Origin of the sequence: Roseateles puraquae (assembly GCF_002205845.1) — a bacterium.
GTDB classification, from domain to species: Bacteria; Pseudomonadota; Gammaproteobacteria; order Burkholderiales; family Burkholderiaceae_C; genus Pelomonas; species Pelomonas puraquae.
In genome coordinates, this window is sequence record NZ_NISI01000002.1 from 601,046 (window position 1) to 627,911 (window position 26,866).

Below are 26,866 nucleotides of genomic sequence, written 5' to 3' on the forward strand. Positions count from 1 at the left end.
GCCTTTGCCACCTGCGCCAAGGGACACGCCTTGCATGACCAGCTCAGGTCGTTGGCCCCGGCCTTCGCGATCTCCGTCCAGGCTGCTGCTGTCAGCACTGCCGCCGTTGCTCAGGACGCGTCAGACCAACTCACCTTGAACTCCGTGTGCACGAGGTCGTTCTCGACGTGCGGCAGACCAGCTGATCACAGCGCGGCGCGAACAGCTGCCCGCGCAAAAGAAAAAACGCTGGCATCGCCACGGGGCATCAACCGGCAGAACCTGCCTGGGCGCGTGCAGCAGCATTCAGGATCTGCCCTTCGAGGACAGGTTTTCCATGCTCGTCGACGCCGAAATCTCTCGGCGCGAGAGCGGCCGCATGGCCCGGCTGCTCAAGTTGTCGCGGCTTAAGGTGTCGGCCACTCCAGAGGATGTCGACTTCCGAGCAGAGCGTGGGCTGAACAAGAGGAAGTTCAGCAATCGGCTCAACTGTGACTGGATCGGTAAGCAGCACCTCGTCGTTACAGGCCCTACGGCTGTGGGGAAGACCTGGTTGACCTGTGCCCTTGGGCATCAGGCCATTCGCAAAGGCATGCCAGTGCTGTACCGACGCTTCAGCAAGCTGCATGAGGAGTTTGAAGTATGTCGCGCCGATGGAAGCCTGCCAAAGCTCAGGGGGGCAGTTGGCAAAGGCGCGGATGCTGAAGGGCGAATCCATGCGCAAGCAGTCCAAACGTTAGGGTAGGCATCGCAGTTGAGCCTTCGTCGTCCAGATGAGTGCGAGGGCAATTGTCTCACTGCCTTGAGGTTGAACGTGGCAGCGTCAGCGATGCCGCCGTGGGCGACGTTGGCGTGAACGCTCATAGAGCTGCTTCACAGCTGCCCTCAGCTCCAGTTGCCGGCGAAACGATAAGCGCTGGGTCGCCGGGCGCCAAAACTGCTCATCGCCAACCGCGGGCATACCGTCCCACGCCAGGTCTTCCAGCCGCTGCTCGATCGCATCGACCCATGCGTTGATGGGTCCTAGTCGGACCGCGCACGCGGTTCCGACGTGTTCGAGCAGCGCACCGAGCAGTGCCAGGCGTTGCTCTTCATCAAGGCAGAGTTTGCCTCCTGACATCTCGATGCACCCTGGCAGGCCGTCATGTCGCGACATCTCCTCTGCTGTCCAGCTTCTGTCCCACAAGCGAATATCCAGGTCCTTCATCGCGCTCAACCTCGGCTGTTGCCTTCGCCGCCTCCGCTGGCTTCGTGCATCTGCGCCCAGAGCTGTGCGCTGATGTCGATGCCAGCCGCCAGACCAAGCTGGGCCGCGCCGTTGCGAATCGCCATGCACTCCAGGGAGCGGCTTTCGGGAGGCCCCATGAGCAAATAGCGGCGGCCCGATGCCGTCGTGACCGCTCTAGCAGCCATGTCGAACGCAGCCAGGGCCGACGTAAGGCGCACGACGGCACGACCGCGCTTGGGGTCTCTGAGCGTGCCGAGGTGAAGCTCGCCGGACGGTGCCTTGATCAGGCGCCAGGAATAGACCTCCATGCTCGGCTCGTCTTGAGCCGCCGGCGCGTCTCGAACGTTGACGAAAGTGATGCCTGTGCTGCCCGGATCTGCCTCGTTCACGCGCTGACCTTCCGGGCTTTGGCGCGCCGCGTGCGCCGGCTGGGGATGGTGCGATGGCGCTGCCGTTGCTTTGTCGGCTCAATGCGCAAAACGAGGTCTCGCTCGATCGGCTGCTCATGGTCCGACACCATGCCACCGTCGAACCTTTCACCGGCCGTGTCCACCAGCGCGATGCTGTGGCCGGTGGCCGACCTGCAGCGCCATACCTCGCTGATCTCTCGCGATGTCCATTGTCCCGTTGCCGACTGCCACGCCGGCATCATGCAGACGATGCCTTTCACCCGGTTTGGTTCCATCGTGCTGACCAGTTCAGCCAGGTCGGTATCCCAGGCAATGCAAAGCGTACGAGTGATGCGGCAGTCCGGGTGTTCGCCGTCGGCGATTTCCACCGACAGGAGGAACCAGGGTGCATGCAGGGTCAGTTCGACGACGCGCCAATGCTGGCTGCCTGGATGGGTCAGTCCGGGAGGAAACGGAAACTCGAATTCCGGCTGGGAAACGAACATGTCGTTGTTGCCGTGAACAGTGCTGGGCTCACGGGCTCGATTGTTGAACTCAAACGAATTGTTCTGACAGCTTCGTCATATCCAAATTCTTGATATGGCGACGGGTCAGCTACGGTGCGAAGCTGAGAGATCCCCATGTTCAAAAGTCTGCACAGCCGCCACAACAAGATCTACCTGGACAAGCTCCGCCAGCTGCGGGAGTCCCGCCAGCTCCGTCAGGCCGACCTCGGCAAGCTGCTGGGCCGCAGCCAGGGATGGGTGAGCTACGTCGAATGCGGTGAGACCACCCTCGACATCATCGAACTTCGCCAGTGGCTCGACGCGCTGGACTACAAGTTCCTGCGCTTCGTGCGGGAACTCGATGCTGAGCTTCGCGAGCTGGAGAAGCTGCGCCTGCGCGTCAAGCCAGGTGAGCGGCGCCCCCGCGGCGCCTTGCAACAACTCCTTCAAGCCATTCCGAGAGAGAAGGCTGCCGTCGTGCCGGCTCGCATCCGCAAGGAGCCCAAGGGCTGACCCCGAGATGACGACACCGGAAGAGCGACAGCGCAACTTGATCTGGGGACGCGAGACTCTGACCGAGCTCGCGCAAGACGAAGCCTTGCCCCCGGCCTGGCGAAGCGAGGCGACGAGCTTGCTCAATGACTACCCGCCGTTGGTTCGCCTACAGCAGACCGATGCCGACGGCCTTGCAGCTCTCCAGGACGAGTTCGTCAGAGTCCTATCGGAGGCCCGATGGTTCTTCATGCGCGTGCGCAGCCACCCGTCCAGCACCGATCAGCGCAGGTACAGCCTGACCGTCGTGCTCAGGCACTTCGCTTGAGAGGGCACCGCCGCCCGGTCAATGGTTGTCTTCGACGTCGTCAGGCCGCAACAGGCCTGGAAGCTGGTTGCTACGGATGCGCTTGTCCAGGCGCTTCACGAATCTCTCGAGGGTCGTCCCGCAGGCTTGGCACCACAGTGCCAGTTCGAACACGTCTAGGCGCCGCTTCCCCGACTCGGCGCGGCTGACTAGGTCCTGGCCAATGCCGAGTTCGGCCGCCAACGCGCGCTGATTCCAGCCTTTGCGCTTCCTCAGTTCCTGGAGCTCTTCCAGCAGGAAAGCGTATTTCTCGTTGTGAAGCGGGCTTCTCATCCTGCGCGGTTGCCTATGCAACCGCGCAGGATCAGAGAGATTTCGAAATATGGGAAAACGCCATCAAGCTGGTCGCCTTGGCGGGGACCAGCTACCGAGTGTCGGCTGGAGTGCCGTGACGTTAGGACGCGCCGGCCGTCTCGCGACTACCAACCCTAGCGGTTTTCCGCCGTGAGTGCGTGGCGCGGCGTCGAAACCGGATGCTGGAGCCCGAGCTCGCGGTAGATGAGATGCCTGGCTACTTGGGCTGAGGCGCTGGCGCCGATGGCGGCGGCGGCGCGGGCCGAATTGGGGCGCTGGGCACGATGCCTGGCGACGGTAGGCCGCGACGATCGGGAACAGTGTTGGAAGGTTGCGCAAGATTCTTCACTTCATGGGCCCTTTGCAGGTTGATCGCGACAAACAAGGTGGTCAACGAGACGCCAGCGATGAAGCTGGCGCCGGAGGCGCGGTTCATCCAGATCACAAACTGGTCCCAAGGATTGGGTTTGTCGTGAGCCTCTCCGCGTCGGTAGTGGCCCTCGGCAATAGCCTGTTGGAACTCCTGCGCCCGCATGCTGGCCAGAAAGGACAACATGGTGATCACCGTGGCGGCCGTCAGGAGCCCCCACGAGGCATAGAGCATCCACGCACCCATCGCCTGCCCGATGGGGATGAAATCCTTCAAGAATGCCAGTGAGACGGCGAGGCCGCTCGTGGACAGGGTGAGGACCGACTTGTCGAAGTTCTCGGAGGCGGAAACCTGGCGTTTGCGCACCTCTGCCGTGAAGTCGGCCAACAGTTTCTCGCTCTGGTCGCCCGGAACAAAGGGGGCCTTGCCACACTCTGCCGTATCGACAGCCGGGACAGGAGCCGTCGCTGGCATCGTGGACAGTTTGATCCGCTCCCGAGTGAACTTCAGACGCTGCCGCGCCGAATCGAGATGACCCACGCTCACTTTGGCGCTGGTGCGGGGGGCGGCGGCGGGGGCGAGCGCGGAATGATCGCCGGCGACGTCACGCCTCCGTTGGGCTTAGGCGTGAACGTCTGCGGGCGATTGCCTGAAGGCGGAATGGACGGACGTTGTACCAAGGGCTGCCCCTCTGGATGTATCACACGCCAAATTCTAGGTGTGCTCGGCCAACCTCAGCAGCGTGTCGCCGGTCCCACCGTCCGCCATTCAGCCGCTGGTCGCCGCGGTGAAAGCGAGGCTCCGCGTCTATCGCAATCCAGTCCGCTTTCGGTGCATCCTCAAATCGGCGATCAGCTTTGATTGGAGGGCGCGGGACCGCGTGCCCTCAATATCGCCATCTGCCCATCTGTAGCTGCTGGCCCAGGCCCAAAGAGATCCTGATCAGCAGCCGTGCGCACTGGCCATCCAGTCGGTCGCCGCCTTGGACTCCTTGCCCAGCAGGAAGATCGAGTTTAAGTGGCCGCCTGCGAAGTTGAGGTGGACCGCCCTCGGACGGAAAACGAGCGATCCAGAGGCCATCTGATTAGACGGTTAGCTTGCGCGTGCCTGTCGTCAGCTGTTCGCCCGTGCAAGATTTCCTCAATCGAATGACCGCCTTCGGTGGAAGTGTTGAACTGATATCGCCTACTCGGTAACGTGGCAAATCTAGCAATTTGCGGGGCGGTTCGTCGCGCAGCAACCTTAAGGCGCCACATGTTCATCAACCTCAAGATCGGGTCCCGTCTAGCTCTTGGCTTCGGGCTTGTCCTGGCCATGCTCTGCGGCGTTGCGGGGGTCGGCGCGTATGAAACGTATCGCATCAACACGGAGGTCGTTGAGCTTGCGGACGACTGGCTGCCGAGCGTTCGCGAACTCGGCAACCTTCGCTCGGAAGCGAACACCGCTCGCCGCACCTCGCTCAGGCACCTGCTCGAAGAATCCAAGGCAGGTAAGGACCAGCAGGCGGCCCTGCACGCCGAGGTCGTGAACAAGGCGATTCCCGAAATCTTGGCGGGCTACGAAAAGCTCGTGTCCTCGCCTGCCGAAGCGGAGTTGCTTCAACAGATCAAGTCGCAATGGGCGGCGTACCTGGTCCAGGATCGAGCGCTCATGGATCTTTCGAGCAAGGGGGAAGAAAGCTTCCAAGATGCCCGGCATCTTGCGGCAGGGGAAGCCGCTAGCTCATTCGCAGCCGTGCTCCACACGATCGAGAAGGCCGTACAACTCAACGCTCAAGGGGCGGCTGCAAGTGGCAAGTCAGCTGCAGCCACGTACAGCTCCGTCATGATGGTCTACGCAGTGGTGGTTGCGATTTCACTGGTGGCTGGCATCTCATTTGCAGTCGGCATCACCCGCACGATCACGCGCCCGCTGCACCGCGCCGTCGAAGTAGCCTCAGCTGTCGCGGAGGGAGATCTCACCTCCAGCATTACTGTTCAAGGGCGCGACGAGACAGCGCAGCTGATGCGCGCACTGGGCAACATGAACGACAGCCTGACCCGAATCGTGAGCCAGGTTCGCAACAGCAGCGACAGCATCGCAACCGGCTCTTCACAGATTGCTACAGGCAACCAGGACCTCAGCCAGCGGACAGAAGCTCAAGCAAGCAACCTCCAAGAAACCGCGGCCTCCATGGAGGAGCTCGCCAGCACCGTTCGCAACAACGCGGATACGGCCAGGCAGGCAAATAGCTTGGCTCAGGAGGCGTCATCGGCGGCAGTCCAGGGGGGTGACGCTGTGGGCGCTGTTGTCACAACAATGCAGGAGATCTCCACCGCCTCGCAAAAGGTCGCCGACATCATCGGCGTCATTGACGGCATTGCCTTTCAGACAAACATCCTGGCGCTCAACGCTGCGGTCGAAGCAGCGCGTGCCGGCGAGCAGGGCCGCGGGTTTGCGGTGGTAGCCGGTGAAGTGCGCAGCCTGGCGCATCGGGCGGCGGACGCGGCCAAAGAGATCAAATCGCTGATCGGAACAAGCGTTGAGAAGGTCGAGGCCGGCATGCGGCAAGTTGACGAGGCTGGCACTTCGATGCAGGGCATCGTGACACGCGTGCGGCATGTCACGGACCTCATCTCGGAGATCGCGAACGCCACTGACGAGCAGTCGCGCGGCATCACTCAGGTGGGTCACGCGGTGACTCAACTTGATCAGGTGACGCAGCAGAATGCGGCGCTTGTGGAGGAGAGTGCAGCAGCGGCGGAAAGCCTACAGCAGCAGGCAAACAAGCTCGCGGATGCGGTGAGCGTATTTAAAGTGGCGCACGCCTAAGTCCGCGATGCACAGAAGCGGCTGAGTCCGGCCGGCAGCAATTGGTACGTACCTTGGATCACAAAACTGCCCAAACGACTATTGACGCTCTCCAAGATGTCGTTGATGCGCTCAATTGCCTCTGTAGCAGGCTTAGCTTGAACTCAGAGCCGATCGACCCGAAGCACTACGATCGTCTCGCTCAGCTGGTAGCTTCCATGCTGAGCGATGCTGAACGGCTTTGCAGTTCAGCTCGCTCGCTTGATTCCCGGTCAGTCGCGCATACCGAAAGAATTCCTGTGGCAACGTTTGTTCAACTCAGCGAAGCCCTGGAGCAAACCCGGTCCGCTGCGCGGCATCTGCTGGTGCGACGGCGGCCGTCCTCCCTGGATATGGCTGCTTTCGAGATTGCCCGTAAGCGTGCAGCAAAGTCAGGTTGACGTGCGGTGACGGCCAAGTCGATGGCTGTCGGCGGTTGGTCTATTTGGGTGGTCCGACGGCGCCGCTCTCTAGGTGGACAGCAACCGGCAGACCGATGAAGATCGCTGCATAGATCAGCAGTGCCACCGCCGCCGCAGCGATGAAGCCGTGCGCCATGGCCAGCCAATCCGGGATTACCGCGCCGCGCAGTCTCACGCCCAGCATCACAAGGCCGCCCAGGCCGGTCAGCGCCAGCACCAGCACCGCTGAGGTCACGATCGTCTGGGGATTCATGCCAGCCCTTTCTGCAGAAGCGGCCTCCTGCGCAAAGGCGCGCAGCGGGAAGACCGACGATGCAGCCAGAGCAAGGCGGATGCCCGGCTCAAACAAAAAGGCCGGCGCAAGCGCCGGCCTCCGTGAGGGCGTCAGGCTTTAGAAGCAGCAGAGCAGCTGCTGAAGACAGCAGGCGACATCGCCGCAGCAGGACTGCGCAGCAAAGACAGCAGCCGAGGCGCTGAGCATCAGCAGCGCGGCGGTGGATTTGACGATCGTGGATTTCATGAGAGGTCCTCTTAGGTTGAACGTAGGTGATGGAGCAGTCCCGCACCTAGTCTGGAGGGCGCCATGGAACCTCGGCAGCGCCGGGAGCGAAGTCGACACTCGCTATCAGCCAGGCCTTCGCAGCCAGCCTGATCTTGGGCGTAGTGCCGCCCATCGGGGCTGAGTGCGGTGCTGCGCAACTCTGGCAAGCGTCTGAGGCACAGTGAACCATGCCGTGGCATCCATGCACGCAGCAATCGCTGTATCGCGCCTTCGAATTCGCTGAGGACTGACCGACATAGGCCAGGCAGCCGACGAGCACGATGAGCAGAGCGAGCAGCTTGTTCACGGTCGAGATGATACCGAGCGCGAGTACCAGGCTGAAGCCGCACCGTCGCGTGCTCTGGCCGGACGGGCACGGTTCTCAGGTGGCCTCAAGCCCTTGGATCAGCGCTTCGATGGCTGACCTGCTGACAGGCTTGACCAGGTGCCCATCAAAGCCCGCCTGCTCGGAGGCCAGGCGATATTGCTCGCCTCCATAGCCGCTGACTGCGGCGATGGACGAGCGGGGATTCGGGCTGGCCGGGACCGAGGTCGTGCACGACGGCATCGGCGCTCGCACATGCCGCCAGGCTTGGTTCTGCCGACCTGTTGCTGGGTCTGAGGCCTCCAGGTATCGAGAGCCCGCCTGGGCGAGGGACTCCGCGCCAGGCTGCACTCGCGAATAGGATGAAGCGATGTGCAACCTGTACAACGTGTCGCCCAAGGGCGACGTGGCCACCTTCATCGCGCGCCATGCGGCACGCTGGATGGTTCCTGACTACGAGCTGCGCACGGTTGGACCTAACCAGAACGGCCTCTACTTCCGCGCGAGCGGTGCGGAGGTGGTCGGCCAGGTGGGGCAGTGGGGCCTGATCCGGCCAGGCCAGCCCGACCGGCTGGACTTCCTGCCCAACAAAGTCCCGGGCAAGCGCGGCCGGCCGCGCTCGACGAACAACGCGCGGATTGAAACCGTGTCCACGCGGCCGACGTTCCGCGACGCCTGGCGAGCTGGCCGGCGCTGCCTGGTGCCGGCCAGCTGGTACCAGGAACCGAACTGGGAGACGGGCAAGAACATCTGGTGGCAGCTCAAACGAGCCGACGGCGACCCGTGGATGCTCGCTGGGCTGTGGTCGGAGTGGACCGACCCCAAGACCGGTGAGATCGTGCCGAACTTCACCATGATCACGACCAACTGCGACAGCCACCCGCTGCTCAACCGTCTGCACAAGCCTGACCCGGAGCTGCCGGCCGACAAGCAGGACAAGCGGTCGCTCGTGAACGTCGCGCCGTTCAGCTGGGAGCAGTGGCTACGGGGCACGGTCGAAGAGGCACTGCAGCTCGTTGTGCCGCCGCCGGTCGGGGAGTTCGACCTGGCGGATGCAGTTCGGACGGACCATGCGCTGGCGGCCCTCAAGAAGTAGGGCTTGCAGGTCGGATTGAGCGGCCGTTCCATGCTTCGAGCAGCTGCTTTTCCCTCCCTCGGCAGACGGATCCGGCCGACGCCTCGATTAACGGAATGGGCCGGGAACCGGTCGTACGGCGCAACGCTTAGCGACCGGGGCCGCTGCAAATCCGGCAACTAGCGGTGCGACGGCCGCTTAAGGCTGATCTGAGTCGTTCGCCTGTCGATACCTGAGCGGCAGCAGTCACCAAAACCGGTCGTTGACGGGGCCCGGGTCAGACGAGTTGGCGGGCACCTTCGAAGCCAACGTAAAGGCCAACAAGTAGGATCAACGCGCCAGAGAAGTACGGAGCCTTGCGCGCAAACTCGCCGAACCCGCTCCAGCGCTTCGACACGTGCTTGATGCTGAGGGCAGCCATTGCACCGGACGCCACCATCGTCAGCGCCAGTCCGATGCTGAAACACAGCACCAGCGCGGCGCCTAGCGTGAACTGCTTCAACTGCAGACACAGCAACAGGACCGTGATCGAGGCCGGGCACGGAATGAGGCCGCCGGTGAGACCGAAGATGATGATCTGCGGCGTCGTGACCTCGCGGTTGGCAAATCGACGCTTGATGTCGTTGGCATGTGCCCGCTCGTGCGCATCCTGGTAATCCTGGTCGCCAACGTCGAGCCCCTCATGGTCATGCCCGTGCTCGGTGAACGCCAGGTCGAAGTCGTGGCGATGGCCTTCGTGTACCAGGCTCAGCCGCGCTTCGAATTCATGCGGCTCAGGAATCTCCTCGATGGACTCCAGATAGCCGTTGCCCGCTGAGAAGCGGAACGTCTGGCTGGCCCCGTCAGGACGGGTTGTCGTGACCTCAACCTCGCTGGCCGACCAGTGATGGCCGCTCTCGGTATGGAGGCGAAATCGCGGCGGCACGCCGGTCTCGAAGACTTCCAGCCGGACCGTTCCGTGACCCGTGTCGACCCGCTTCGGCTCGTCATGATCATGAGGGTGGTCATGGTCATGTCCATGCCAATGCTGGTCGCGCCAGGTGCGCCACAGCATCCAGGCCGCAACGCCGACGATGAGTACGGCAGAGGCCACCTGGAAATACGGCTCCGTGGCCTCGGCGTTCCAGTGGCGGCCGAAGTAGAGGCCAGCGAGCGCGACCAGCCAGACGACGGCGGTGTGGGACACCGTCGCCGACAGCCCCAGCAGAACGGCCTGCGTCAGCGTGCCGCGGATGGCCACGATGAAGGCGGCCATCATGGTCTTTGAATGACCAGGCTCCAGGCCATGAAGCGCGCCGAGCAAGATGGCGCTGGGCACGAAGAGCCAGGCATTGCCTTGCTGCAGAAGGGATGCGAAGTCGGTCATGAAATACGCCTGTTGATGAGTGCTTCTGGTACTCCACCCCAGTACCTTTAGGTACTCTACCCCAGTACCCTGATAAAGTCAGTCCATGTCCCACACAGTCACCGGTCAAAAGAGTCTTCTTGCACGCGTGCGCCGCATCAAAGGCCAGGCTGACGGCCTCGAACGCCTCATCGAGGCCGGGGAGGACCTGGATTGCGGCAAGGTGCTGCAGCAGATCGCAGCCATCCGAGGAGCGGTTGCAGGCTTGATGGCAGAAGTTCTGGAAGGCCATCTGCGCGAGCATGTGGCGGCAGAGCACATCACGCCCGAGCAGCGTCAGGAAGAAATCGAAGAAGTCGTCTCCGTGCTTCGCACCTACCTGAAGTAGCGCTGACCTGCTCCGGGCTCCTTGAGTCCAACGTCAAGCGATAATCCCGCCGTCATTGGGGAGTAGCCGCTCTTCGCTCGAAGAGGCTGACGTCAACACACTTGGCCCGCAGGCCGTGGCGTCAGCAGTTTCCCGACCTGGCAAGACCTTTGACCACTTCGCCTCCGCACTGGCCGGGGAAGCGATGTGGTCATTCGTCTGTGAGCCGGCCGTGGAACATTCGTGGAAGCACTCTTCGTCTCAACTGGTGTCGTCGCTCTCGCCGAGATTGGCGACAAGACCCAACTCCTCGCCTTCATCCTGGCCGCACGGTTCAAGAAGCCGTGGCCCATCATTGCCGGCATCCTGTGCGCCACCATCGTGAATCACGGGTTCGCCGGCGCCTTGGGTGCCTGGATCACCTCAGCAGTCTCCCCTGAAATCCTCCGCTGGGTGCTGGGGGCCTCGTTCATCGGCATGGCCATCTGGACCCTGATCCCCGACAAGATCGAGGAGGAAGAGACGCAGGTTGCCAAGCGCTTCGGCGTCTTCGGCGCGACGCTGATGACCTTCTTCCTGGCCGAGATGGGCGACAAGACGCAGATCGCCACCGTGGCTCTGGCGGCTCACTATGCCAACCCGGTCTGGGTGGTCGTCGGAACGACACTGGGCATGCTCCTGGCGGACGTGCCGGCCGTGTTCATCGGCGACAAGCTTGCGAACCGCATTCCGATGAAGCTGGTGCACACCATCGCTGCGGGAATCTTCGCCGTGCTGGGCGTCGCGACGCTTCTGGGCGCGGGATCAGGCCTCGGCTTCTGAAGTGCTCCCCAAGCGCCCTTGAGTGCCAGCACAGTTTCTGAACTGGCGTCGATGCCGAAGCAGCGATCGAAGCGCCATCAGAGGTACTTCGAGATGGCCTTGAACTCCTGGATGGCGTCCCGGGCGCTTTGCTTGCCCTCGTGCACGGCCTTGTCCAGGCAATGGTCGATGTGGTCGTGAATCAATGCCCGCTTGGCATTGGTGATCGCGCTCTCCACGGCCTGCAGTTGCTGGGCGATGTCGAGGCAGCTGCGCTCCTCCTCCAGCATGGTGACGATGCTCTTCAGATGCCCCTGAGCCCGCTTGAGGCGCTTGAGTACATCGGGATGCGTAGTGTGAATCGTCATGATTCGCATCCTATCCGGGAGGATAGGAAATTTCGTTGACATGGTTGATTTTGCAATGCAACAATTTCGGCATTCCCACTTCGGAGCCCAGTGCGTGGACAGTGCCAGTTGTTGCAGCGATTCCGTGCGTGCCGTGATGGCCGCCGCCTGCCAGGCCTTCTGACGCCCGCTCCGGGCTGCTGGCCTCGCAGGCCGTAGCCCTCGCTATCCCTCCAGTTCGCGAATCGCCTCATGGCGAGGCAGTGGCCTATTGGCCAGGGCGTCCCATGGTCGCTCACCGTCCGCAGCACGCCTCCAACGTCCAGGAGAGCCGTGATGCGCAAACCTATTCCTGCCGATCCCGTGTATATGCCGTCGTGCCCGGTCACGACGCTGCGCCGCCCCCAGGCCCGCCATCTCGGCCTTGCCGAGCGCGTGGCGGCGCTGGACCGGCTAACCGCCTGGCCCACTCTGCGGCTGCGCTGCGCCCTGCGCAGGCCCGGCTGAACTCCAACCCCTCTAACCCAGGAGCTGCCATGGACCCCGACCCTAGTTGGCGCCGCTGCGCGCCACCTCGTCTTGCACTTTCCACTTGTTTTCACAACCCGGCAAAGCCGTGGAGGACTGCTCTCGCCTGAGCGCGACGACGGTGTCTCCGCGCCTGCCGCAGGAGATACCGATGACCCTCAAGTTCCGCTCGCTGGCAGCAGCCAGCTTCATGGGCCGCCTGCTCCGGCGTGCTCTTCGCCCGGCAGTCCAGCACCCGCAGCATCAGGCCTTCGGCTTGCTCGTCGCCGGCCCCGGTGCAGAGCGCTGAACGCGCCGCGAGGAGGATTCCCATGAATTCCACAAACCTGCTCAACGCGGCGCCTGTGCCGCCGCACGCCGGCGCAGCACTGGATACGGCGCATGTCGGCAACATCCGAGGCGCGCTCGGAACCATCAAGCTCGGTGAAGCCAGCCACGAGCGCGGCCTGTTGCGACGCCTCAAGACGCTGCTGGCCATCCTGGGGCCGGGCCTCATCGTGATGGTCGGGGACAACGACGCGGGAGCGTTCTCAACCTATGCACAGGTGGGGCAGAACTACGGCACCACCTTGCTCTGGACGCTCGCGCTGCTGATCCCGGTGCTCTATGTGAACCAGGAAATGGTGCTGCGCCTGGGCGCGGTGACGGGGGTGGGCCACGCGCGCCTGATCCTCGAGCGCTTCGGCAAGTTCTGGGGCGCCTTCAGCGTCGTCGATCTGTTCCTGCTGAATGCGTTGACCATCGTCACCGAGTTCATCGGCATCGCGCTCGGCCTGGACTATCTGGGCATTCCGCGGATCCCGGGCGTCGGCATCGCCGCGGTGTTGGTCATGATGGCGGCGAGCACCGGAGACTTCCGTCGATTCGAGCGCTTTGCGCTGATCCTGGTGCTGGGCAGCCTCTTGTTGTTGCCACTGTTCGTCATGGTGCATCCCCCGATGGGACAGTTGGTGCACGACTTCAGTACGGTGCGGATGCCCAAGGAGGGCAAGCTCAGCGACGTGATGTTGCTCATCATCGGCATCGTGGGCACGACGATCGCGCCGTGGCAGCTGTTTTTCCAGCAGAGCTATGTGATCGACAAGCGCATCACGCCTCGCTTCATCCGCTACGAGCGTCTCGACCTTTGGCTGGGCATCGTGCTGGTGGTGCTGGGGGCGGTCGCCTTGATCAGTCTCGTGGCCCATTGCTTTGCTGGCAAGCCAGAATTCAGCCAATACACCGACGCTCTGGGCGTCGCCAGGGGCCTGGGTCAGTACCACGGCCATGGAGCCGGAACGCTGTTTGCTCTTGCGTTGATCGATGCCAGCGTGATCGGCGCAGCGGCGGTGTCGCTGTCCACTGCCTACGCAGTGGGTGACGTGCTGTCGGTGAATCATTCCCTGCATCGCAAGCCTAGCGAGGCCAAGGGCTTTTATCTCGTCTACTGCGGGCTGATCGTGCTGGCCGCAGCCCTGGTACTGCTGCCCGGCGTCCCGCTCGGGCTGCTGACCAACGCGGTGCAGACCCTGGCCGGCGTGCTGCTGCCCAGCGCCTCGGTCTTCCTGCTGCTGCTGTGCAACGACCGCCAGGTGCTGGGCCCGTGGGTCAATGGCCGCTGGACCAACGCCTTCACGTCCGCCGTGGTGGCGGTGCTGGTGATTCTGTCGACCGTGCTGACGGCCGCAGTCATCTTCCCCGACATCGGCGAGGACCAGATCGTCACGATCCTGGTCGGCGGCGGCCTGCTGGCCACGCTGATCGGCCTGGCGACCTTGGCCACGCGGGCCTATCGCGCGGCCGTCAGGCCCCGGCCGCAGCACCATGGGCGGGACTTCAGCACGCGGCAGATGGAGCAGTGGCGTATGCCGCCTCTGCATCTGCTGAAGCCGGCCCGGCTCACTCCATCAACGCGGCTCTGGATGGGGGTGCTGCGCTTTTATCTGGTGCTGGCAGTCGCGATGGTTGCCGTGCGCGTCCTGCAACTGGCCTTTGCCCCGGCCTGACTCACGCACTCAGCGGTGATTCACGCCCGATGCGGACTCTCGCAGTCCGCAGAGATTTGCCACAAAAAAATTTTGAATTGAAGAAATGATGATCAAACATCTGTCCAACACGACGCCGCGCCGGGTCGGCGTGCTGGCCTGGCTGGCCTCTGCACTTCTCGGGATTGGTCTGACGATGCCGGTGCGGGCGCAGAGGCAGGATGCAAACCTTGCCCCCGCTGCACTGGCCACGGAGGGTGCGAACCGGGAGGACTGGAACTGGCATGTGCAGGCGACCAACACGACCCAGCGGCATGGCGGCTTCAACTCGCCCTACGTAGGTCCGAACAGCCTGCCGCCGCACGAAAGTGCCAAGGAGACCGTAGACGTCACGCTCTTCCTCGGCCTGCGGCTCTGGAAGGGCGGCGAGTTCTATGTCAACCCTGAGTTCGACCAAGGCTACGGTCTGGCCGGCACCCTGGGCGTCGCCGGCTTCACCAGCGGCGATGCTTACAAGGTCGGCCACGACAGCGTCTACGGCCGCCTGCCCCGTGCCTTCCTGCGCCAGACCATCGCGCTGGGCGATGGCGCCAGCGAAGTCGAGTCCGGTGCCAACCAGCTGGCGGGCACGCGTCCTGATGATCGGCTCACGCTGACGCTGGGCAAGATTTCGGTCGTCGATCTGTTCGACAGCAACCGCTACGCCCATGATCCGCGGGCGGACTTCCTGAGCTGGTCCATCATCGACGGGGGCGCATTCGACTACGCCGCCGACTCCTGGGGCTTCAGCTCGGGCGCAACCGTCGAGTGGGTGAGGGGCGATTGGTCGCTGCGAGGCGGCATCTATGCGATGTCCAAGATGCCGAACGGCGAAACCTTGGATGGCAAGTTCGGTCAACGCCAATGGCTGATCGAGGCCGAGCGCCGTTACAGCTGGATGGGCCGCTCGGGCGCGGTGCGCCTGCTGGGCTTCGCCACCGAGGCGCGCATGGCGAGCTATGCCGACGCGCTAAGCCAGGCACAAGCCACCGGCCAGATGCCGACGGACCTGGCGCCGCTGCGTAGCTTCCGCCGCAAGCATGGCCTGGCCTTCAACGCCGAGCAGGAAGTGGCCGAGGGCATCGGCGCCTTCGTTCGCTACAGCTGGAACGACGGCCGCACCGAGGCCTTTGACTTCACCGACATCAACCGCTCGATCGCGGCAGGCCTGCAGGTCCAAGGCGGCCTTTGGCAACAGCCGGAGCACACGCTGGGCGTGGCCTTGGCGTCGAACAGCTTGTCGAGCCCGGCACGGCAGTTCTTTGCGGCCGGCGGGGTGGGCCTCCTGGTCGGGGACGGCAGGCTGCCGCACTATGCAAACGAACAGATCCTGGAGGCCTACTACAGGGTTCCGCTCGGGCGCTTCGTGTCCGTGACCGGCGACTACCAACATGTGCGCAACCCGGCCTACAACACGGACCGTGGACCGGTCTCGGTCTTTGCATTGCGTCTGCATGCGGAGTACTGATCGATGCAAGCCCTGCACAACCTGAACCTCGAGTCGTTGCTGGACACCCTGTTCAGCGTGAGCGCGGCCTTTGCCCTCGGGGGCCTGATCGGCCTGGAGCGGCAGTGGCGGCAGCGCACTGCGGGCCTGCGGACCAACGCCCTCGTGGCGGTCGCCGCAGCGATCTTCGTGGACATGGCCCAACGGCTCGGCGGCAACGACGCTGCCGTGCATGTGGTGGCCTATGTCGTCTCGGGGGTCGGCTTCCTCGGCGCCGGCGCGATCATGAAGGAAGGTGCCAATGTCATCGGCCTGAACACGGCGGCTACGCTATGGGGCTCGGCAGCCGTCGGCGCCTGTGCCGGGGCGGACCTGCTCGGCGAAGCGATCGTGGCTGCGCTCTTCGTGCTCGCCAGCAACACCCTGCTACGCCCCGTGGTGAACCGCATCAATCGCCGCCCTGTGCAGGAGGAGACGAGCGAAGCGACCTACGCGGTCTACGTGGTTTGCGAGCGCAGCCACCAGGCCGAGGTGCACGAGCGCCTGATCGAGTTGCTGGATGAAGCGAGCTATCCGGTCCGGTCGGTGGATCAGCACCCCTTCGGACAAAACGATGCCGAGATCGAGGCGATGCTCTACGCCACGGCGGTCGTGCCGGAACAGCTCGACGAGGTCATGACGCGGCTCGAAGCGGTGCCCGGTGTCGTGCAGGCGTTCTGGAACGCGAGCGCCGACGAGTGAGCGCACTCGAACCTGATGGAAGAACATTGACATGAGCCTGATGCCCCCAACCCCCGACGACACCGAAGACACTGAGCACAGCCCTGCCGAGCGCGCGGCTGCTGCGTCTCGCAGCACCTGGGTCAGCGTGGCGGTCAACCTGGTGTTGACCTCCGTGCAGATCACAGCGGGCCTGCTGACCAAGTCCCAAGGCTTGGTGGCCGATGGCGTGCATTCCCTTTCAGACCTTATCGCCGACTTTGTCGTGCTGCTGGCCAACCACCACAGCCAGAAGGACGCGGACGAGGACCATCCCTATGGCCACCACCGCTACGAGACGGCGGCGTCCCTGGTGCTGGGCCTGCTGCTGCTCGGTGTCGGCGCGGGCATGTTGTGGTCTTCGATCACGAAGCTGGAGCAGCCCGAGACCATCGCGCAGGTTCATATGGCGGCGCTGTGGGTGGCCCTCGGTGCGCTGACCGCCAAGGAGCTGCTGTTCCGCTACATGCTGGCCGTCGCGAAGCGGGTCAAGTCCAGCATGCTGGTGGCCAACGCCTGGCACGCCAGGTCGGATGCGGCGTCATCGCTGGTGGTCGGCATCGGCATCATCGGCAACCTGGCGGGTTACCCGATCCTGGATCCCATCGCCGCGGCCATCGTCGGATTCATGGTGTCCAAAATGGGCTGGGAGTTCGGTTGGGATGCGCTTCACGACCTGATGGACCGGGCGGTGGACGAAGAGGAAGTCGAAGCCATCCGTCGGACTCTGGCGGACACGCCCGGCATCCAGGGCGTGCATGACATCCGCACGCGCAAGATGGGGGACATGGTCGTGGCGGACGCGCACATCGAGGTCGACGCCTCGCTGAGCGTGGAGGCGGGACATGAGATCGCCGTTGAAGCGCGGCGACGCGTCATGCAGCGACATCGAGTGCTGAATTTGATGACTCACGTCGACCCTTGGCGCCGACCTGATAGAGACCACGACAGGGCCTGACGCATGGATGCCAGCGTTGGCCAGCTCAGAGAGATTCGAGGTCCGAGAAGGTCCGAGGAACGGATGACGGCTTTGTTGCCGGATGCGGCATTTCGACGGCTTACAGGGAATGTCGGCACCCGCTGCAGAACTGCCGTTCGCTAGAGAGCAACACCAGCGCCCTGGTTCAAGAAAGCAGCACCGACGGTCAGTGCAGGCCAGCGCCTGCAACTTCGAGGCGAATCGGATACAACGCCTTCGGGCACTCATCAAGAGGCGAGTTATCTTTCGTCATTGCGAACGGGTACCATGGGCTCAGGGAGTGCCGCGTCGCCAAGGGCCCCTCGCGACGCAGAGCTACGTTCCGAAAGTGAAACACACATGGATTACGCCACGTTCGCACAAGGCACCTTCGTCAACATGCTCGGCACGCTTGACCGGCTCGCCGCGGCGGCCGAGGAGGCGGGGATCGGCGAAGAGGCGCTCTCGCTCCGGCTCGCCGACGACATGTTCCCACTCGAGCTGCAGTTCCGGGTGGCAATGAACCAGGTGCTGCTCGCGCTGGGGCAGGTCGGCAACATGGCGCCGCCGCTGGATGCGGACAGCTACACCTCGTTCGCCCAGATCCGAGAGCGAATCGCGGCGATTGCAGCGACGCTCGCCGCGGCTGACCCCGCCACTTGGGCGTCCCCCGAGGACACTGTCGACCTCACCCTGCCCAACGGGGTGCGCTTTGTCATGTCAGCGGCTGAGGACATCCGCGACTGGATCCTGCCCAACTTCTACTTCCACGTAACGATGGCCTATGCCCTGCTGCGCCGCGAAGGGGTGACCCTAGGCAAGATGGATTTCGTCGCGCACATGGCCTGCCACCGGATCGAGTGCGAGCCCTGATTATCCGGGCTGACGGCGATGTGCGTTGGCCCTGATCCGCGTCCTTCGAGGCGAATTGCTGCCTCTTTTCTTGTCCGGTGTCCGAACGCAGACTCCGTGGTTAAGGTTCGCTCCGCCAGCTTGCGTAGCCACCCAAGGCGACAACGACGGAGATGAGCATCAAACTGGATCGCTGCGGTTGTCGCCCGTCCGCGTCCTCAGTGGTCGTGCCCGTGATGCACATCCGGCAAATGTGCATGGCTGTGCCGCATCGGGGCGTGTCTGTGGGCATGGCTGTGTGCACCAACGGGCATCACGTCATGGTGATGATCGTGGTGGCCGTCATCGTGGCGGTGGGCATGCTCGTGCTCCAATGCCTCATGTTCGTGTTCGTGGTCGTGCGACTCGGCTAGGTGCAGGGCCACGCCCGCCAGCATCAGCAGGCCGCCCAGCGCCATGCCCCAGCCCGCTGAACGGTCACCGAGCGCGAAGGCCAGCGCAGCGCCAATGAACGGCGCAAAGGCGAAGACTGAACCGGTGCGTGCAGCGCCGAACTCACGTTGAGCCAAAAGGTAGAAGCGAAGGCTCAGGCCGTAACCTGTGGCGCCCACGGCCATAAGTCCCGCCGCAGCGCCCCAGGTTGGCATCGGCTCTCCCATGAGGAGCGCCAGTGCCACCGTAGCCGTTGCACCCAGGGCAGCCTTGGCCATGACCACCTGCGCGGGGTCGCGCTCGGCGAGCGCCCGCGACAGGGTGTTGTCCATGCCCCAGGATGCAGTGGCTGCCAGCACGGCCAGCAAACCCAGCCACTGTCCGCCCGACGCCAAGCCCTGGTCCAGGATTAGCAGCACCCCGCCCGCAAGCAGCAACAGCATGGCGGCCCAGACACGCCTGTCCATCGTTTCCCCATACAGGCGCCACGCCAGGACGGCCGTGAACAGGGCTTCCAGTGTCAGCATGAGCGACGCACCGGTTCCGCTGGTCCGCTGCAGGCCCCAGGCCAGAGCCACAGGCCCCAACACGGCGCCGAACAGGGCAACCAGCAGCAGACGCGGCACGTCGCTACGCAGAACCCGAGCTTCCTTGCTGACGTGCTGGCGAAGCAAGGCTCCGATGACGGCAGCTCCCAAGTACAGCAACGCAGCCGTGGTGAAGGGCCCGAGGCCGAGCCCGAGCTTCTGCACCAGCGGGGTGCCCACTCCGAACAGTGCCGCCGCGAGGAGCGCAAGCAGGCTGCCTCGAAGTGCAGGAAGGGTCAGATGCACAGACATGCTGGGTGCAGCCCTCAGGGCTGCCCTCCGTGCCGCACCAGGCGCTTGTGGAAGCCGGTGATGGTGACCGTGACGGTGACTGGTTGTTGGCTCTTGTTTTTCCAGAACCAGCCATGGGTGCCCGCGAAGGGCGCGACAAAGGTGCCGGCCCCTTCGCGCTGAGCGCCTTCGATGTCGTAGCTGGTGTATTCCGACTGAGAGCCGGTTCGCTCACCGTGGAGGTCCACAGCCACATCAGCGCTAGCCGTCCAATGGAACACCATGCCCTGGCCCGCGTCGAGCTCGGCCTGCACTTCGGCACCCTTGCCCGGTTTGAGCGTCACGGTCACGGTCTCTGTGCGCGGCGCGGCAGCAGCCGGTTTGACAGCCTGGGCGTCGAAGCTCTGGCCCTGCTGCTTGCCAAAAGCGACCTCGGCCTTGGCGGCCAGGGTCGCGTTATCTCGCGGCGCCTCGGCTGCCCAGGCCGTGCCGCTGGCTGCCAGCAAGAAGGCCGCACATTGCCAGCGGTCGATCATGCTCATGGGGGCCTTCACTTGACGTTGAACCGCACGGTGGCGGTTTCGCCTTCGACGTTGTTGAGCACGGCGACAACTTTGGCGCCGGGGGCGATCTTCACGCCGGTGGCGCGCAGCTTGTTGCCTTCGGTGGCCTTCACGTCGACCTCGGTCTTCTGCGCGCCATTCAGCACGGTCAACTTGCCCGAGATGCCTTTGGAGGGCATGTCTTCGTCGTGGTCCACCAAGTAGATGGTGGCGCCGTCAGCCTCCACCACCAACTCGAAATTCACATCGTTGGCGACCTGAACGATGCCCCCGTGACGGGGGGCTGCCGAGCCATGAGCCATCGCAGGGTTCATCGCCAGGGCGCTAGACCCCAACAGGGCAGCGATCAGCAGTTGCTTGGTCTTCATCATGTTCATCTCCAATCTTTGCGCGGCGCTCTTGCGCAGGCGGCGCCGCAGGGCCATGAGGGTCAAAACGCTTCCTGTACTTGCCCGGCTGGGGCGTGCTCTTCAGGCGCCAGCAGTCGCTCTAGCGGCTTTTCGCCCACCAGCCAGAAGATGACAGGCGTGAGGATCGTGTCGAGCAGCGTGGAGCTGACGAGGCCGCCGAAGATGACCACGGCGACCGGGTGCAGGATTTCCTTGCCCGGCTCGTCACCGGCCAGCAGCAAGGGCGTCAACGCAAACGCTGCCACCAGCGCCGTCATGAGCACCGGCGTGAGCCGCTCCAGTGAGCCACGCACGATCATGGGCTGGCCAAAGCGCTCGCCCTCGAAGCGGCACAGGTTGATGTAGTGGCTGACCTTCAGAATGCCGTTGCGGGTGGCGATGCCAGCCAGCGTGATGAAGCCGACCATGGTGGCCACCGACAGCGTCACACCGGTCAGCCACATCGCCACGACGGCGCCGATCAACGCCAGCGGGATGTTGGCCATGATGACCCCTGCTAGCACTGCCGAGCGATAGCGCGTGTACAGCACCAGGAACATCATCGCCAGCGACACGCCCGACAAGACCACGATGAGCTGCGTGGCCTGTTCCTGCGCCTGGAACTGGCCCTCCAGGCTGATGAAGGCGCCTGTGGGCAGCGTCGTCTTGGCGATGACCTGACGGATGTCGCCGATGACACGGCCCATGTCGCGGCCGTCCGTGTTGGCGTAGACAACGATGCGCCGCCGACCGTTCTCTCGGCCGATCTGGTTGGGGCCGTCGGACTCCTCGACCGTGGCGATGCTGGACAGCGGCAGCCGCCCTGCGGGCGTGTCGATCAAGGTACGGGCCAGATCCTGAGGGCTGCGCTGATCGTCTGGCAGGCGCAGCACCAGGTCGTAGCGGCGCTGGCCGTCCACGATCTGCGCGCCGTGGGCCCCGTCGGTCAGGGCTTGCAGGACGCGCACCGCCTCGCCAGGTGACAGCCCGGCCTGGGCCACCTTTCGCTGGTCCAGCCGCACGGCGATCTGCGGGATGAGCACCTGCTTCTCGACGGTCAGGTCCACCAGGCCCGGCACGCTGGTGAGTCCGGCCCGCATCTGCTCGGCGAGGCCGCGCAGCGTGTCGGTGTCGTCGCCGTAGATCTTCACGGCGATCTGTGCGCGCACACCTGAGAGCAGGTGGTCCAGCCGATGCGAGATCGGCTGACCGATCGCCACCTGCGCCGGCACAGAGGCCAGCTGCGCACGGATGCTGGCCATCACCGCCTCGCGGTCAACGGGCTTGCCATCTCGGCGCAGGTCCACATCGATCTCGGCCGAGTGCACGCCCTCGGCATGCTCGTCCAACTCGGCTCGACCGGTGCGGCGCCCCACCTGCGTGACCTCCGGCACCTGGGCGATCAGCGTCTCCGCGAGCGCGCCCATGCGGTTGGCCTCGGCCAGCGAGGTACCCGGGTTGAACATCAGCGACAGCACCAGCGATCCCTCGTTGAAGGCTGGCAAGAAGGCGCGAGGGAAGAACGGCACGCTGGCAGCAGCGGCCGCCACGGCAAGCGCTGCCGCTGCGATCAGAAGGCGGGCGCGCGGGAACGACCAGGCCAGCAGTCGCCCGTCCCAGTGCTTGAGCCGTGCCACCAGCGGGCTGTCGCCATGCGCCAGCCGCTTCATGCGCGGCAGCAGGAACGCGCTCAGCACCGGCGTGACCGTCATGGACACGATCATGGAAGCCAGGATGGACACGATGTAGGCGATGCCCAGCGGCGTGAATAGTCGGCCCTCGATGCCCGGCAGCGCGAACAGCGGCACGAAGACAAGGACGACGATGAGCGTCGCGTAAACGATGCCGGTGCGCACCTCCACGCTGGCGGCTCTCACGACCTCCAGAACCGGACGTGGTACCGGCAGCGCCCGGTTCTCGCGCAGGCGGCGCTGGATGTTCTCGACGTCCACCACCGCGTCGTCCACCAGTTCGCCGATGGCAATCGCCAGGCCGCCCAGCGTCATCACGTTGATCGACTGATCCAGCAGCCGGAACACCAGCGCTGTGACCGCCAGCGATAGCGGAATGGCGACCAGCGAGATCAGCGTGGTGCGCGCCGACAGCAGGAAGGCGAAAAGCACGATGGCCACCATGATGGCGCCGTCGCGCAGCGCACCCGTCACGTTGGAGATGGAGGCTTCGATGAAGTCCGCCTGCCGAAACAGCACCTTGGGCGCGCTCAGACCCTTGGGCAGGCCGGGCTTGAGTTCTTCCAGCGCCGTCTCGATCTGGTGGGTCAGCTTCACGGTGTCGGCACCTGGCTGCTTCTGCACGCTGACGATGACGGCCGGCGCTCCCTTGTAGCCCGCATCACCGCGCTTGAGGCCTGCCGCGAAGCGCACGCTGGCGACCTGCTCCAGCAGGATCGCGCGGCCGTCCCTCCAGGCGACCGCGATGCCTTGCAGGTCCTCGATGCGGTTGGTGCGGCCGAGGTGCCGGATCAGGTACTCGCGACTGTTCAGGTCGATGAAGCCGCCGCCTGCGTTGCCGGCAAAGCCGCGCAGCGCCTGCTCCACCTGCGTCAGCGAGACACCGAGCTGCGCCATGCGGGCCGTGTCGGGCTCCACGCGAAGTGTGCGCACCTCGCCGCCGATCGGGATGACCTGCGCCACGCCGTGGATGGCCAGCAGGCGGGGCCTCAGCACGAAGTCGGCGTACTCGCGGGCTTGCATCGGCGTCGCTCGCCCCGCGCTGAGCGGCAGCGCGATCAGCATGACCTCGCCCATGATGGACGAGACCGGCCCCATGACGGGCGTCACCTCGGCGGGCAACTGGCCGCGCAGCTGCGCCAGTCGTTCGGACACCTGCTGGCGGTTGCGGTAGACGTCGGTGCCCCAGTCGAACTCGGCGTAGACGATGGACAGGCCGATGCCCGAGGTCGAGCGCACTCGCGTGATGCCGGGCATCCCGTTCAGTGCCGTCTCGATGGGGAAGGTAACGAGTTGCTCCACCTCCTCGGGCGCCATGCCGCCCGCTTCGGTCAGCACGGTGACCAGCGGCTTGTTCAGGTCGGGGAAGACATCGACGGGCGTGCGCCAGGCCGTGTAGCCGCCATAGGCCATCAGCAGCGCTGCGATGGCCAGCACGAAAAGCCGGTTGCGCAGGCTGGTGAGGACGATCCAATTGAACATGGCCGTCTCCTCAGCGGATCTGCGCGATCAGCGGTGCGCCTTGCACCACGACGCGGTTGTCCGCCGCGAGGCCGCGGGTGACAAGCACGGTCTTGGCGTCCAGCGGCTTCACCTGCACAGGCTGGGGCGTGTACCGCTCCGCGCCGGTCTTGATCCAGACGATGGGCTCGTTGACCGGGCTGCGGACGACAGCCTCAGCAGGCAGCACGACACCCTTGGCGCTGTCCTTCAGCGCCACGATGACGCCCACCGTCTGGCCGACCGCCAGCGGCACCGACTTGTCGCCCTGCGCACGGAAGCTCAAAGGCAGCGTGCCGTCGCGCAGCGCCCGGGGCACACCGGCCAGCGCCAACTTGACACCGCTCACGCCCGCCAACTGAGCGCCCGCGATGCGCACTCCCAGTGTGACGTCCGGCGTCTGCGCCTCGACCATCAGGCGCGCTGGGTCGACGATCTCCACCAGGACATCCCGAGCGTCGATGACCTGGCCTGCCGCCAGATCAGAGCGGGCGATGACGCCGGACACCGGCGCCCGCAACGGCTCACGGGCATCCAGGCTTGCGGCGATGCTGCGCTCGCGGACTGCCAGGGATTCGGCTTCCAAACGGGCAGCATCAATCTCCTTGCGAGGTACCGTGCCCTCCAGGCCTTCCAGCCGCTTCAGCCTCTGCTCCGCGAGTTGGCGGGCAGCGCGCAACTCCGCGCGCTGCGCCTCCTGGTTGGCTTGAGAGAAGGGATCAGCGTGGTGATGCAGCCAAGCGAGGATCTCGCCCTTCTGAACAGCCTGGCCAGGGACCGGCAGGCCCTTGGGGCCAGGCTCGATGCGGCCGCCGTGACTTGCCTGCACGCGGCCGCTGGCGTTGGGGTCCTGCACGACGCGGCCAGGCAACTCCAGCGTGGCAGCGGCTTCGGTCTCTGGCGCAATCAGTGTGCGCAAACCCATCCGGCGCTGAGCGACCTTGGGCACGTTGACGCTGCCGTCCGGAAGACGCGCCAGGCCGGACGCATTGGTGGGTCCCGTCTGGTCGATGTGTTCACCGTTCGGACCATGGGCACCGGGCCCAGCGAAGGCGGTGATGGCGGCCATCAGCAGGCCGAGGGTGAGCAGTGGGCGCTTCATGCCTGGCCTCCGTTCCAAGTCTTGCTGCCAGCGCGGCGGCGCCATACGGCAATAGCGATCAACGCAGCGGCGATGAGGCCCACCCCGGTCCACAGTTTGCGCGAGCCGCTGATGTGCTCGTGGCCGTGGTCGTCGGCGCCAGCAGGGTCGTGGCCGTGCGGGGCCTCGGCAGCTTCCTGGGCTTGTGCTGCGCTGACCTTGAGCGTGGCGTCGAGCAGGTCCGACTCGTTCCCGTGGATGACCGTGATGACGATCGCGTGCTCACTGGGCGTAGCCAGCAGCTTCAGCATGGCCTGGTCAGCCACGGCATAGTCACCAATGTCGTCATGGAAAGGTGCCTTGGCCTTGAGGCCGCCGCTCTCAACTTCGACTTGTGCGTTCAGCACCGGCTCATTGGTGGCAAAGCGGTCGATCAGAATTGAGAACTCGCCGCCACCCAGGGTGGCGACCAGCTCGAACTGCTCGGTCTTGGCTTCAAGGCGCGGCCGGCTATTGCCAGACACCGCGGCGGTGGTGGGGGCGTCGAGGTGTTCGCCGTTGGGGCCGTGAGCACCCGGGCCGGCGACGGCGTTCATGCAGGAACTGGCCGCAATCACGGCGGAGGCCAGCGTGCGTAGCAGAAGTGTGCGGGTCATGGGAGCAATCCTTGAGCTTGTTGGAGTCGCGCCTGAGCGAGGCGCAGATGGGCTTGTTGGCGTTCGCTGGAGGCTTCGGCCTGGGCAGCAGCGGCCAGTGCCCGGAGCAACTCGGGCAGCGGGGATTCGCCGGCCTTGAAGGCTTTGTCGATGTGCCCGGCTCGCTCGCGCAGCAGCGTTGCGCGCTGGGTTTCAAGTTGCGCTTGGGTTTCAGCCGCATGGAGCTGGGCGCGTGCCAGCTCCAATTCAGCGGCCAGCCGATCCCGGATGCGCTGCTGCTGGGTCAGCGCGAGATCCACCTCGGTGCGTGCTGCAGCGATACGCGGCTGTGCGTGGGTGTCCGTGCCGAAAGGCAAGCGCAGCGAGACACCGACGCTGCTCTGGGTGGGCATACCTTGGCCAGAGCGCTCCTGGCGCAGGTGCAAGCCCAGCTCGGGGTTGTCCCCTCGCTGAGCCTGTGCAAGCGAGAGCTTGCGTTGGGCGCGTTCGACGGCGCGTGCTGCCAGTTGAAGCTCAGGATGGTTTTCATCGAGATCCACTCTGGACGCCGTTTGGGGCTGCTCGGGCTCAGCGGAGATCGCCATCCCGGTCAGCAGTTGCCATTGCGCCTGCTGACCACGCATTCGTTGCTGGACTTCCGCTTCCTGCGCCTGGCTGGCGAGCCACTCGGCACGTGTAGCCATCGCGTCTGCTGGCGCCAGATCGCCGGCACGGACTCGGCGGTCGACGTCCTCGGCGAGCCGCTTGAGGAGCTGGCTCTGAAGTACGGCCAGACGGTGCTCTGATTCGAGTCCGGTCAGCTGGCCCAGGGTTTCGCGAACTTGGGCAGCAATGCGCAAACGGGCAGCTGATTCGGCTGCCTGCGCCCATTCGAGTTCGGCCTGCGCCGCCTGACCAGCCGCTGCCCGAGCGCCGATGTGCCACATGGGAAGGGCGACACCCAGTTCAGTTTCTCGCTGCCCTGCGGCGGCGCTGCCCCGACCTTGGCGCTGGGAGGCTTGAAGAGCGGGGGACGCTGCTAGCCAGCTGCCGGCGACGGCTTGGTCAGCCTGCGCCTGGCGCTGCTGACCTTGCGACTGGGTCGCCTCGATGGAGCGTTGCCAAGCGGCAGCAATGGCCTGAGCGAAGCTAGGCCGTGTTGCAGCGAGAGGGCCCGCGGGTGGAAGGGGCTGGGGCTGGGCCTGTGCGGCACAGGCGAGCGCGCTGGCGGCAAGGGTGCCGCCAACGAGCCATGGGACGAGCCATGGGTGAGTTTTCACGAGAGTCCTGATGCAAGAGGAAAGCGACGCGCGAAACATCGGCATGTGGCCGACGGGCGAACGCAGTCACCGCCAAAGCGAACGACAGCCGCGCTTCAAGCGCGGGTAGCAGCGGAGTTCAGGACAGAGATTTGGGCGGTCGCTCAGGACCGGCTAGGTGTGACGTTCCGATAGGTTGTTCATCCGTCCCTGATTTGGGAAGCTGGGGTTGTCGAGACCTCCCGCAACCCAAACAGGAGAACGGATGAACAGC

30 protein-coding genes and 1 riboswitch are annotated in these 26,866 nt (G+C 64.7%); of the genes, 14 read left to right on the forward strand and 16 right to left on the reverse strand.

Going from position 1 to position 26,866, the window contains the following annotated elements:
* Positions 1-316: 316 nt before the first annotated feature.
* Positions 317-724: an ATP-binding protein gene (locus tag CDO81_RS29265; RefSeq protein WP_088483053.1), complete on the forward strand. Its 408-nt coding sequence runs from the start codon at positions 317-319 to the stop codon at positions 722-724.
* 78 nt (positions 725-802) lie between these two features.
* On the opposite strand, the gene CDO81_RS27555 is transcribed toward CDO81_RS29265, so the two are convergent.
* The 3 genes from CDO81_RS27555 to CDO81_RS09805 are packed head-to-tail and all read right to left on the reverse strand — an operon-like array spanning position 803 to position 2,102.
* Positions 803-1,186: a hypothetical protein gene (locus CDO81_RS27555; RefSeq protein WP_144397186.1), complete on the reverse strand. Its 384-nt coding sequence runs from the start codon at positions 1,184-1,186 to the stop codon at positions 803-805.
* Positions 1,187-1,191: 5 nt separating this feature from the next.
* On the reverse strand, positions 1,192-1,596 hold the full coding sequence (locus CDO81_RS09800; RefSeq protein ID WP_144397187.1) for a hypothetical protein: 405 nt from the start codon (positions 1,594-1,596) through the stop codon (positions 1,192-1,194).
* On the reverse strand, positions 1,593-2,102 hold the full coding sequence (locus CDO81_RS09805; RefSeq protein ID WP_088482987.1) for a hypothetical protein: 510 nt from the start codon (positions 2,100-2,102) through the stop codon (positions 1,593-1,595). The genes CDO81_RS09800 and CDO81_RS09805 overlap by 4 nt, the downstream gene beginning before the upstream one ends.
* Positions 2,103-2,237: 135 nt before the next feature.
* Between CDO81_RS09805 and CDO81_RS09810 the strand changes: the two genes are divergently transcribed.
* Positions 2,238-2,615 (forward strand): helix-turn-helix domain-containing protein, encoded by a 378-nt coding sequence (locus CDO81_RS09810; RefSeq protein ID WP_088482988.1) that lies wholly within the window; start codon positions 2,238-2,240, stop codon positions 2,613-2,615.
* 7 nt (positions 2,616-2,622) lie between these two features.
* Positions 2,623-2,922: a BPSL0761 family protein gene (locus tag CDO81_RS09815; RefSeq protein WP_088482989.1), complete on the forward strand. Its 300-nt coding sequence runs from the start codon at positions 2,623-2,625 to the stop codon at positions 2,920-2,922.
* A gap of 18 nt (positions 2,923-2,940) precedes the next feature.
* Here CDO81_RS09815 and CDO81_RS09820 read toward each other — a convergent pair whose 3' ends face one another.
* Together CDO81_RS09820 and CDO81_RS09825 are read right to left on the reverse strand one after the other, a co-directional pair.
* On the reverse strand, positions 2,941-3,234 hold the full coding sequence (locus CDO81_RS09820; RefSeq protein ID WP_088482990.1) for a helix-turn-helix domain-containing protein: 294 nt from the start codon (positions 3,232-3,234) through the stop codon (positions 2,941-2,943).
* 238 nt (positions 3,235-3,472) lie between these two features.
* Positions 3,473-4,165: a hypothetical protein gene (locus CDO81_RS09825; protein ID WP_144397188.1), complete on the reverse strand. Its 693-nt coding sequence runs from the start codon at positions 4,163-4,165 to the stop codon at positions 3,473-3,475.
* Between the two features lie 714 nt (positions 4,166-4,879).
* Between CDO81_RS09825 and CDO81_RS29105 the strand changes: the two genes are divergently transcribed.
* The gene (locus CDO81_RS29105) at positions 4,880-6,436 is read left to right on the forward strand and encodes a methyl-accepting chemotaxis protein (RefSeq protein WP_088482992.1); all 1,557 of its coding nucleotides are present in this window, start codon (positions 4,880-4,882) and stop codon (positions 6,434-6,436) included.
* 459 nt (positions 6,437-6,895) lie between these two features.
* On the opposite strand, the gene CDO81_RS09835 is transcribed toward CDO81_RS29105, so the two are convergent.
* Together CDO81_RS09835 and CDO81_RS29110 are read right to left on the reverse strand one after the other, a co-directional pair.
* Positions 6,896-7,129 (reverse strand): hypothetical protein, encoded by a 234-nt coding sequence (locus CDO81_RS09835; RefSeq protein WP_088482993.1) that lies wholly within the window; start codon positions 7,127-7,129, stop codon positions 6,896-6,898.
* A 138-nt stretch (positions 7,130-7,267) separates the two neighbouring features.
* Entirely contained in the window at positions 7,268-7,396 is a 129-nt protein-coding gene (locus CDO81_RS29110; RefSeq protein ID WP_277596089.1) for a hypothetical protein, read from the reverse strand.
* Positions 7,397-8,112: 716 nt separating this feature from the next.
* Between CDO81_RS29110 and CDO81_RS09845 the strand changes: the two genes are divergently transcribed.
* A complete protein-coding gene (locus CDO81_RS09845) occupies positions 8,113-8,838 on the forward strand; it encodes an SOS response-associated peptidase (RefSeq protein WP_088482995.1) in 726 nt (241 codons plus the stop codon).
* Between the two features lie 256 nt (positions 8,839-9,094).
* On the opposite strand, the gene CDO81_RS09850 is transcribed toward CDO81_RS09845, so the two are convergent.
* Positions 9,095-10,183: a nickel/cobalt efflux protein RcnA gene (locus tag CDO81_RS09850; RefSeq protein ID WP_088482996.1), complete on the reverse strand. Its 1,089-nt coding sequence runs from the start codon at positions 10,181-10,183 to the stop codon at positions 9,095-9,097.
* An 85-nt stretch (positions 10,184-10,268) separates the two neighbouring features.
* Between CDO81_RS09850 and CDO81_RS09855 the strand changes: the two genes are divergently transcribed.
* Both CDO81_RS09855 and CDO81_RS09860 read left to right on the forward strand, forming a co-directional pair.
* Positions 10,269-10,550 carry a metal/formaldehyde-sensitive transcriptional repressor gene (locus CDO81_RS09855; RefSeq protein ID WP_088482997.1) on the forward strand — a complete coding sequence of 94 codons (282 nt, stop codon included), beginning with the start codon at positions 10,269-10,271 and terminating at the stop codon, positions 10,548-10,550.
* 45 nt (positions 10,551-10,595) lie between these two features.
* Positions 10,596-10,771, forward strand: a riboswitch (yybP-ykoY riboswitch).
* A 1-nt stretch (position 10,772) separates the two neighbouring features.
* Complete coding sequence (locus tag CDO81_RS09860; RefSeq protein ID WP_088482998.1) at positions 10,773-11,351, forward strand: TMEM165/GDT1 family protein; 579 nt, start codon at positions 10,773-10,775, stop codon at positions 11,349-11,351.
* Positions 11,352-11,428: 77 nt separating this feature from the next.
* On the opposite strand, the gene CDO81_RS09865 is transcribed toward CDO81_RS09860, so the two are convergent.
* On the reverse strand, positions 11,429-11,698 hold the full coding sequence (locus CDO81_RS09865) for a metal-sensing transcriptional repressor (RefSeq protein ID WP_088482999.1): 270 nt from the start codon (positions 11,696-11,698) through the stop codon (positions 11,429-11,431).
* Between the two features lie 315 nt (positions 11,699-12,013).
* On the opposite strand from CDO81_RS09865, the gene CDO81_RS28035 reads away from it, so the two are divergent.
* From CDO81_RS28035 to CDO81_RS09890, 7 genes are all read left to right on the forward strand, one after another.
* Positions 12,014-12,184, forward strand: a complete 171-nt coding sequence (locus CDO81_RS28035; protein ID WP_158218224.1) for a hypothetical protein — start codon at positions 12,014-12,016, stop codon at positions 12,182-12,184.
* A 172-nt stretch (positions 12,185-12,356) separates the two neighbouring features.
* The gene (locus tag CDO81_RS28040) at positions 12,357-12,494 is read left to right on the forward strand and encodes a hypothetical protein (RefSeq protein ID WP_158218225.1); all 138 of its coding nucleotides are present in this window, start codon (positions 12,357-12,359) and stop codon (positions 12,492-12,494) included.
* 22 nt (positions 12,495-12,516) lie between these two features.
* On the forward strand, positions 12,517-14,190 hold the full coding sequence (locus tag CDO81_RS09870; protein ID WP_088483000.1) for an Nramp family divalent metal transporter: 1,674 nt from the start codon (positions 12,517-12,519) through the stop codon (positions 14,188-14,190).
* Between the two features lie 130 nt (positions 14,191-14,320).
* On the forward strand, positions 14,321-15,676 hold the full coding sequence (locus tag CDO81_RS09875; protein ID WP_158218226.1) for a carbohydrate porin: 1,356 nt from the start codon (positions 14,321-14,323) through the stop codon (positions 15,674-15,676).
* Between the two features lie 3 nt (positions 15,677-15,679).
* Positions 15,680-16,396 carry an MgtC/SapB family protein gene (locus CDO81_RS09880; RefSeq protein ID WP_088483002.1) on the forward strand — a complete coding sequence of 239 codons (717 nt, stop codon included), beginning with the start codon at positions 15,680-15,682 and terminating at the stop codon, positions 16,394-16,396.
* Positions 16,397-16,436: 40 nt separating this feature from the next.
* A complete protein-coding gene (locus CDO81_RS09885; protein WP_420917022.1) occupies positions 16,437-17,372 on the forward strand; it encodes a cation diffusion facilitator family transporter in 936 nt (311 codons plus the stop codon).
* 360 nt (positions 17,373-17,732) lie between these two features.
* Positions 17,733-18,245 (forward strand): DUF1993 family protein, encoded by a 513-nt coding sequence (locus tag CDO81_RS09890; protein ID WP_088483004.1) that lies wholly within the window; start codon positions 17,733-17,735, stop codon positions 18,243-18,245.
* Between the two features lie 197 nt (positions 18,246-18,442).
* Here CDO81_RS09890 and CDO81_RS09895 read toward each other — a convergent pair whose 3' ends face one another.
* From CDO81_RS09895 to CDO81_RS09925, 7 genes are read right to left on the reverse strand one after another with little or no spacing between them, the layout of a single operon-like run.
* Positions 18,443-19,495: a DMT family transporter gene (locus CDO81_RS09895; protein ID WP_088483005.1), complete on the reverse strand. Its 1,053-nt coding sequence runs from the start codon at positions 19,493-19,495 to the stop codon at positions 18,443-18,445.
* A 14-nt stretch (positions 19,496-19,509) separates the two neighbouring features.
* Complete coding sequence (locus CDO81_RS09900) at positions 19,510-20,016, reverse strand: hypothetical protein (protein ID WP_088483006.1); 507 nt, start codon at positions 20,014-20,016, stop codon at positions 19,510-19,512.
* An 8-nt stretch (positions 20,017-20,024) separates the two neighbouring features.
* Positions 20,025-20,408: a hypothetical protein gene (locus CDO81_RS09905; protein ID WP_338139991.1), complete on the reverse strand. Its 384-nt coding sequence runs from the start codon at positions 20,406-20,408 to the stop codon at positions 20,025-20,027.
* 59 nt (positions 20,409-20,467) lie between these two features.
* Positions 20,468-23,599 carry an efflux RND transporter permease subunit gene (locus CDO81_RS09910; protein WP_088483007.1) on the reverse strand — a complete coding sequence of 1,044 codons (3,132 nt, stop codon included), beginning with the start codon at positions 23,597-23,599 and terminating at the stop codon, positions 20,468-20,470.
* 10 nt (positions 23,600-23,609) lie between these two features.
* Positions 23,610-24,719, reverse strand: coding sequence for an efflux RND transporter periplasmic adaptor subunit (locus CDO81_RS09915; protein ID WP_088483008.1), 1,110 nt, complete (start codon positions 24,717-24,719; stop codon positions 23,610-23,612).
* Positions 24,716-25,354, reverse strand: coding sequence for a hypothetical protein (locus CDO81_RS09920; protein ID WP_088483009.1), 639 nt, complete (start codon positions 25,352-25,354; stop codon positions 24,716-24,718). Before CDO81_RS09920 ends, CDO81_RS09915 begins: the two co-directional genes overlap by 4 nt.
* Positions 25,351-26,280 carry a TolC family protein gene (locus tag CDO81_RS09925; RefSeq protein ID WP_478221775.1) on the reverse strand — a complete coding sequence of 310 codons (930 nt, stop codon included), beginning with the start codon at positions 26,278-26,280 and terminating at the stop codon, positions 25,351-25,353. The genes CDO81_RS09920 and CDO81_RS09925 overlap by 4 nt, the downstream gene beginning before the upstream one ends.
* Between the last annotated feature and the right edge of the window lie 586 nt (positions 26,281-26,866).

Bases quoted from the DNA above. Each gene is read 5' to 3' on its own strand.
- CDO81_RS29265 (WP_088483053.1), top strand. From the start codon at position 317: ATGCTCGTCGACGCCGAAATCTCTCGGCGCGAGAGCGGCCGCATGGCC.
- CDO81_RS27555 (WP_144397186.1), bottom strand. From the start codon at position 1,186: ATGAAGGACCTGGATATTCGCTTGTGGGACAGAAGCTGGACAGCAGAG.
- CDO81_RS09805 (WP_088482987.1), bottom strand. From the start codon at position 2,102: ATGTTCGTTTCCCAGCCGGAATTCGAGTTTCCGTTTCCTCCCGGACTG.
- CDO81_RS09810 (WP_088482988.1), top strand. From the start codon at position 2,238: ATGTTCAAAAGTCTGCACAGCCGCCACAACAAGATCTACCTGGACAAG.
- CDO81_RS09815 (WP_088482989.1), top strand. From the start codon at position 2,623: ATGACGACACCGGAAGAGCGACAGCGCAACTTGATCTGGGGACGCGAG.
- CDO81_RS09820 (WP_088482990.1), bottom strand. From the start codon at position 3,234: ATGAGAAGCCCGCTTCACAACGAGAAATACGCTTTCCTGCTGGAAGAG.
- CDO81_RS29105 (WP_088482992.1), top strand. From the start codon at position 4,880: ATGTTCATCAACCTCAAGATCGGGTCCCGTCTAGCTCTTGGCTTCGGG.
- CDO81_RS09835 (WP_088482993.1), bottom strand. From the start codon at position 7,129: ATGAATCCCCAGACGATCGTGACCTCAGCGGTGCTGGTGCTGGCGCTG.
- CDO81_RS29110 (WP_277596089.1), bottom strand. From the start codon at position 7,396: ATGAAATCCACGATCGTCAAATCCACCGCCGCGCTGCTGATGCTCAGC.
- CDO81_RS09845 (WP_088482995.1), top strand. From the start codon at position 8,113: ATGTGCAACCTGTACAACGTGTCGCCCAAGGGCGACGTGGCCACCTTC.
- CDO81_RS09850 (WP_088482996.1), bottom strand. From the start codon at position 10,183: ATGACCGACTTCGCATCCCTTCTGCAGCAAGGCAATGCCTGGCTCTTC.
- CDO81_RS09855 (WP_088482997.1), top strand. From the start codon at position 10,269: ATGTCCCACACAGTCACCGGTCAAAAGAGTCTTCTTGCACGCGTGCGC.
- CDO81_RS09865 (WP_088482999.1), bottom strand. From the start codon at position 11,698: ATGACGATTCACACTACGCATCCCGATGTACTCAAGCGCCTCAAGCGG.
- CDO81_RS28035 (WP_158218224.1), top strand. From the start codon at position 12,014: ATGCGCAAACCTATTCCTGCCGATCCCGTGTATATGCCGTCGTGCCCG.
- CDO81_RS28040 (WP_158218225.1), top strand. From the start codon at position 12,357: ATGACCCTCAAGTTCCGCTCGCTGGCAGCAGCCAGCTTCATGGGCCGC.
- CDO81_RS09870 (WP_088483000.1), top strand. From the start codon at position 12,517: ATGAATTCCACAAACCTGCTCAACGCGGCGCCTGTGCCGCCGCACGCC.
- CDO81_RS09880 (WP_088483002.1), top strand. From the start codon at position 15,680: ATGCAAGCCCTGCACAACCTGAACCTCGAGTCGTTGCTGGACACCCTG.
- CDO81_RS09885 (WP_420917022.1), top strand. From the start codon at position 16,437: ATGCCCCCAACCCCCGACGACACCGAAGACACTGAGCACAGCCCTGCC.
- CDO81_RS09890 (WP_088483004.1), top strand. From the start codon at position 17,733: ATGGATTACGCCACGTTCGCACAAGGCACCTTCGTCAACATGCTCGGC.
- CDO81_RS09895 (WP_088483005.1), bottom strand. From the start codon at position 19,495: ATGTCTGTGCATCTGACCCTTCCTGCACTTCGAGGCAGCCTGCTTGCG.
- CDO81_RS09900 (WP_088483006.1), bottom strand. From the start codon at position 20,016: ATGAGCATGATCGACCGCTGGCAATGTGCGGCCTTCTTGCTGGCAGCC.
- CDO81_RS09905 (WP_338139991.1), bottom strand. From the start codon at position 20,408: ATGATGAAGACCAAGCAACTGCTGATCGCTGCCCTGTTGGGGTCTAGC.
- CDO81_RS09910 (WP_088483007.1), bottom strand. From the start codon at position 23,599: ATGTTCAATTGGATCGTCCTCACCAGCCTGCGCAACCGGCTTTTCGTG.
- CDO81_RS09915 (WP_088483008.1), bottom strand. From the start codon at position 24,719: ATGAAGCGCCCACTGCTCACCCTCGGCCTGCTGATGGCCGCCATCACC.
- CDO81_RS09920 (WP_088483009.1), bottom strand. From the start codon at position 25,354: ATGACCCGCACACTTCTGCTACGCACGCTGGCCTCCGCCGTGATTGCG.
- CDO81_RS09925 (WP_478221775.1), bottom strand. From the start codon at position 26,280: ATGTGGCACATCGGCGCTCGGGCAGCGGCTGGTCAGGCGGCGCAGGCC.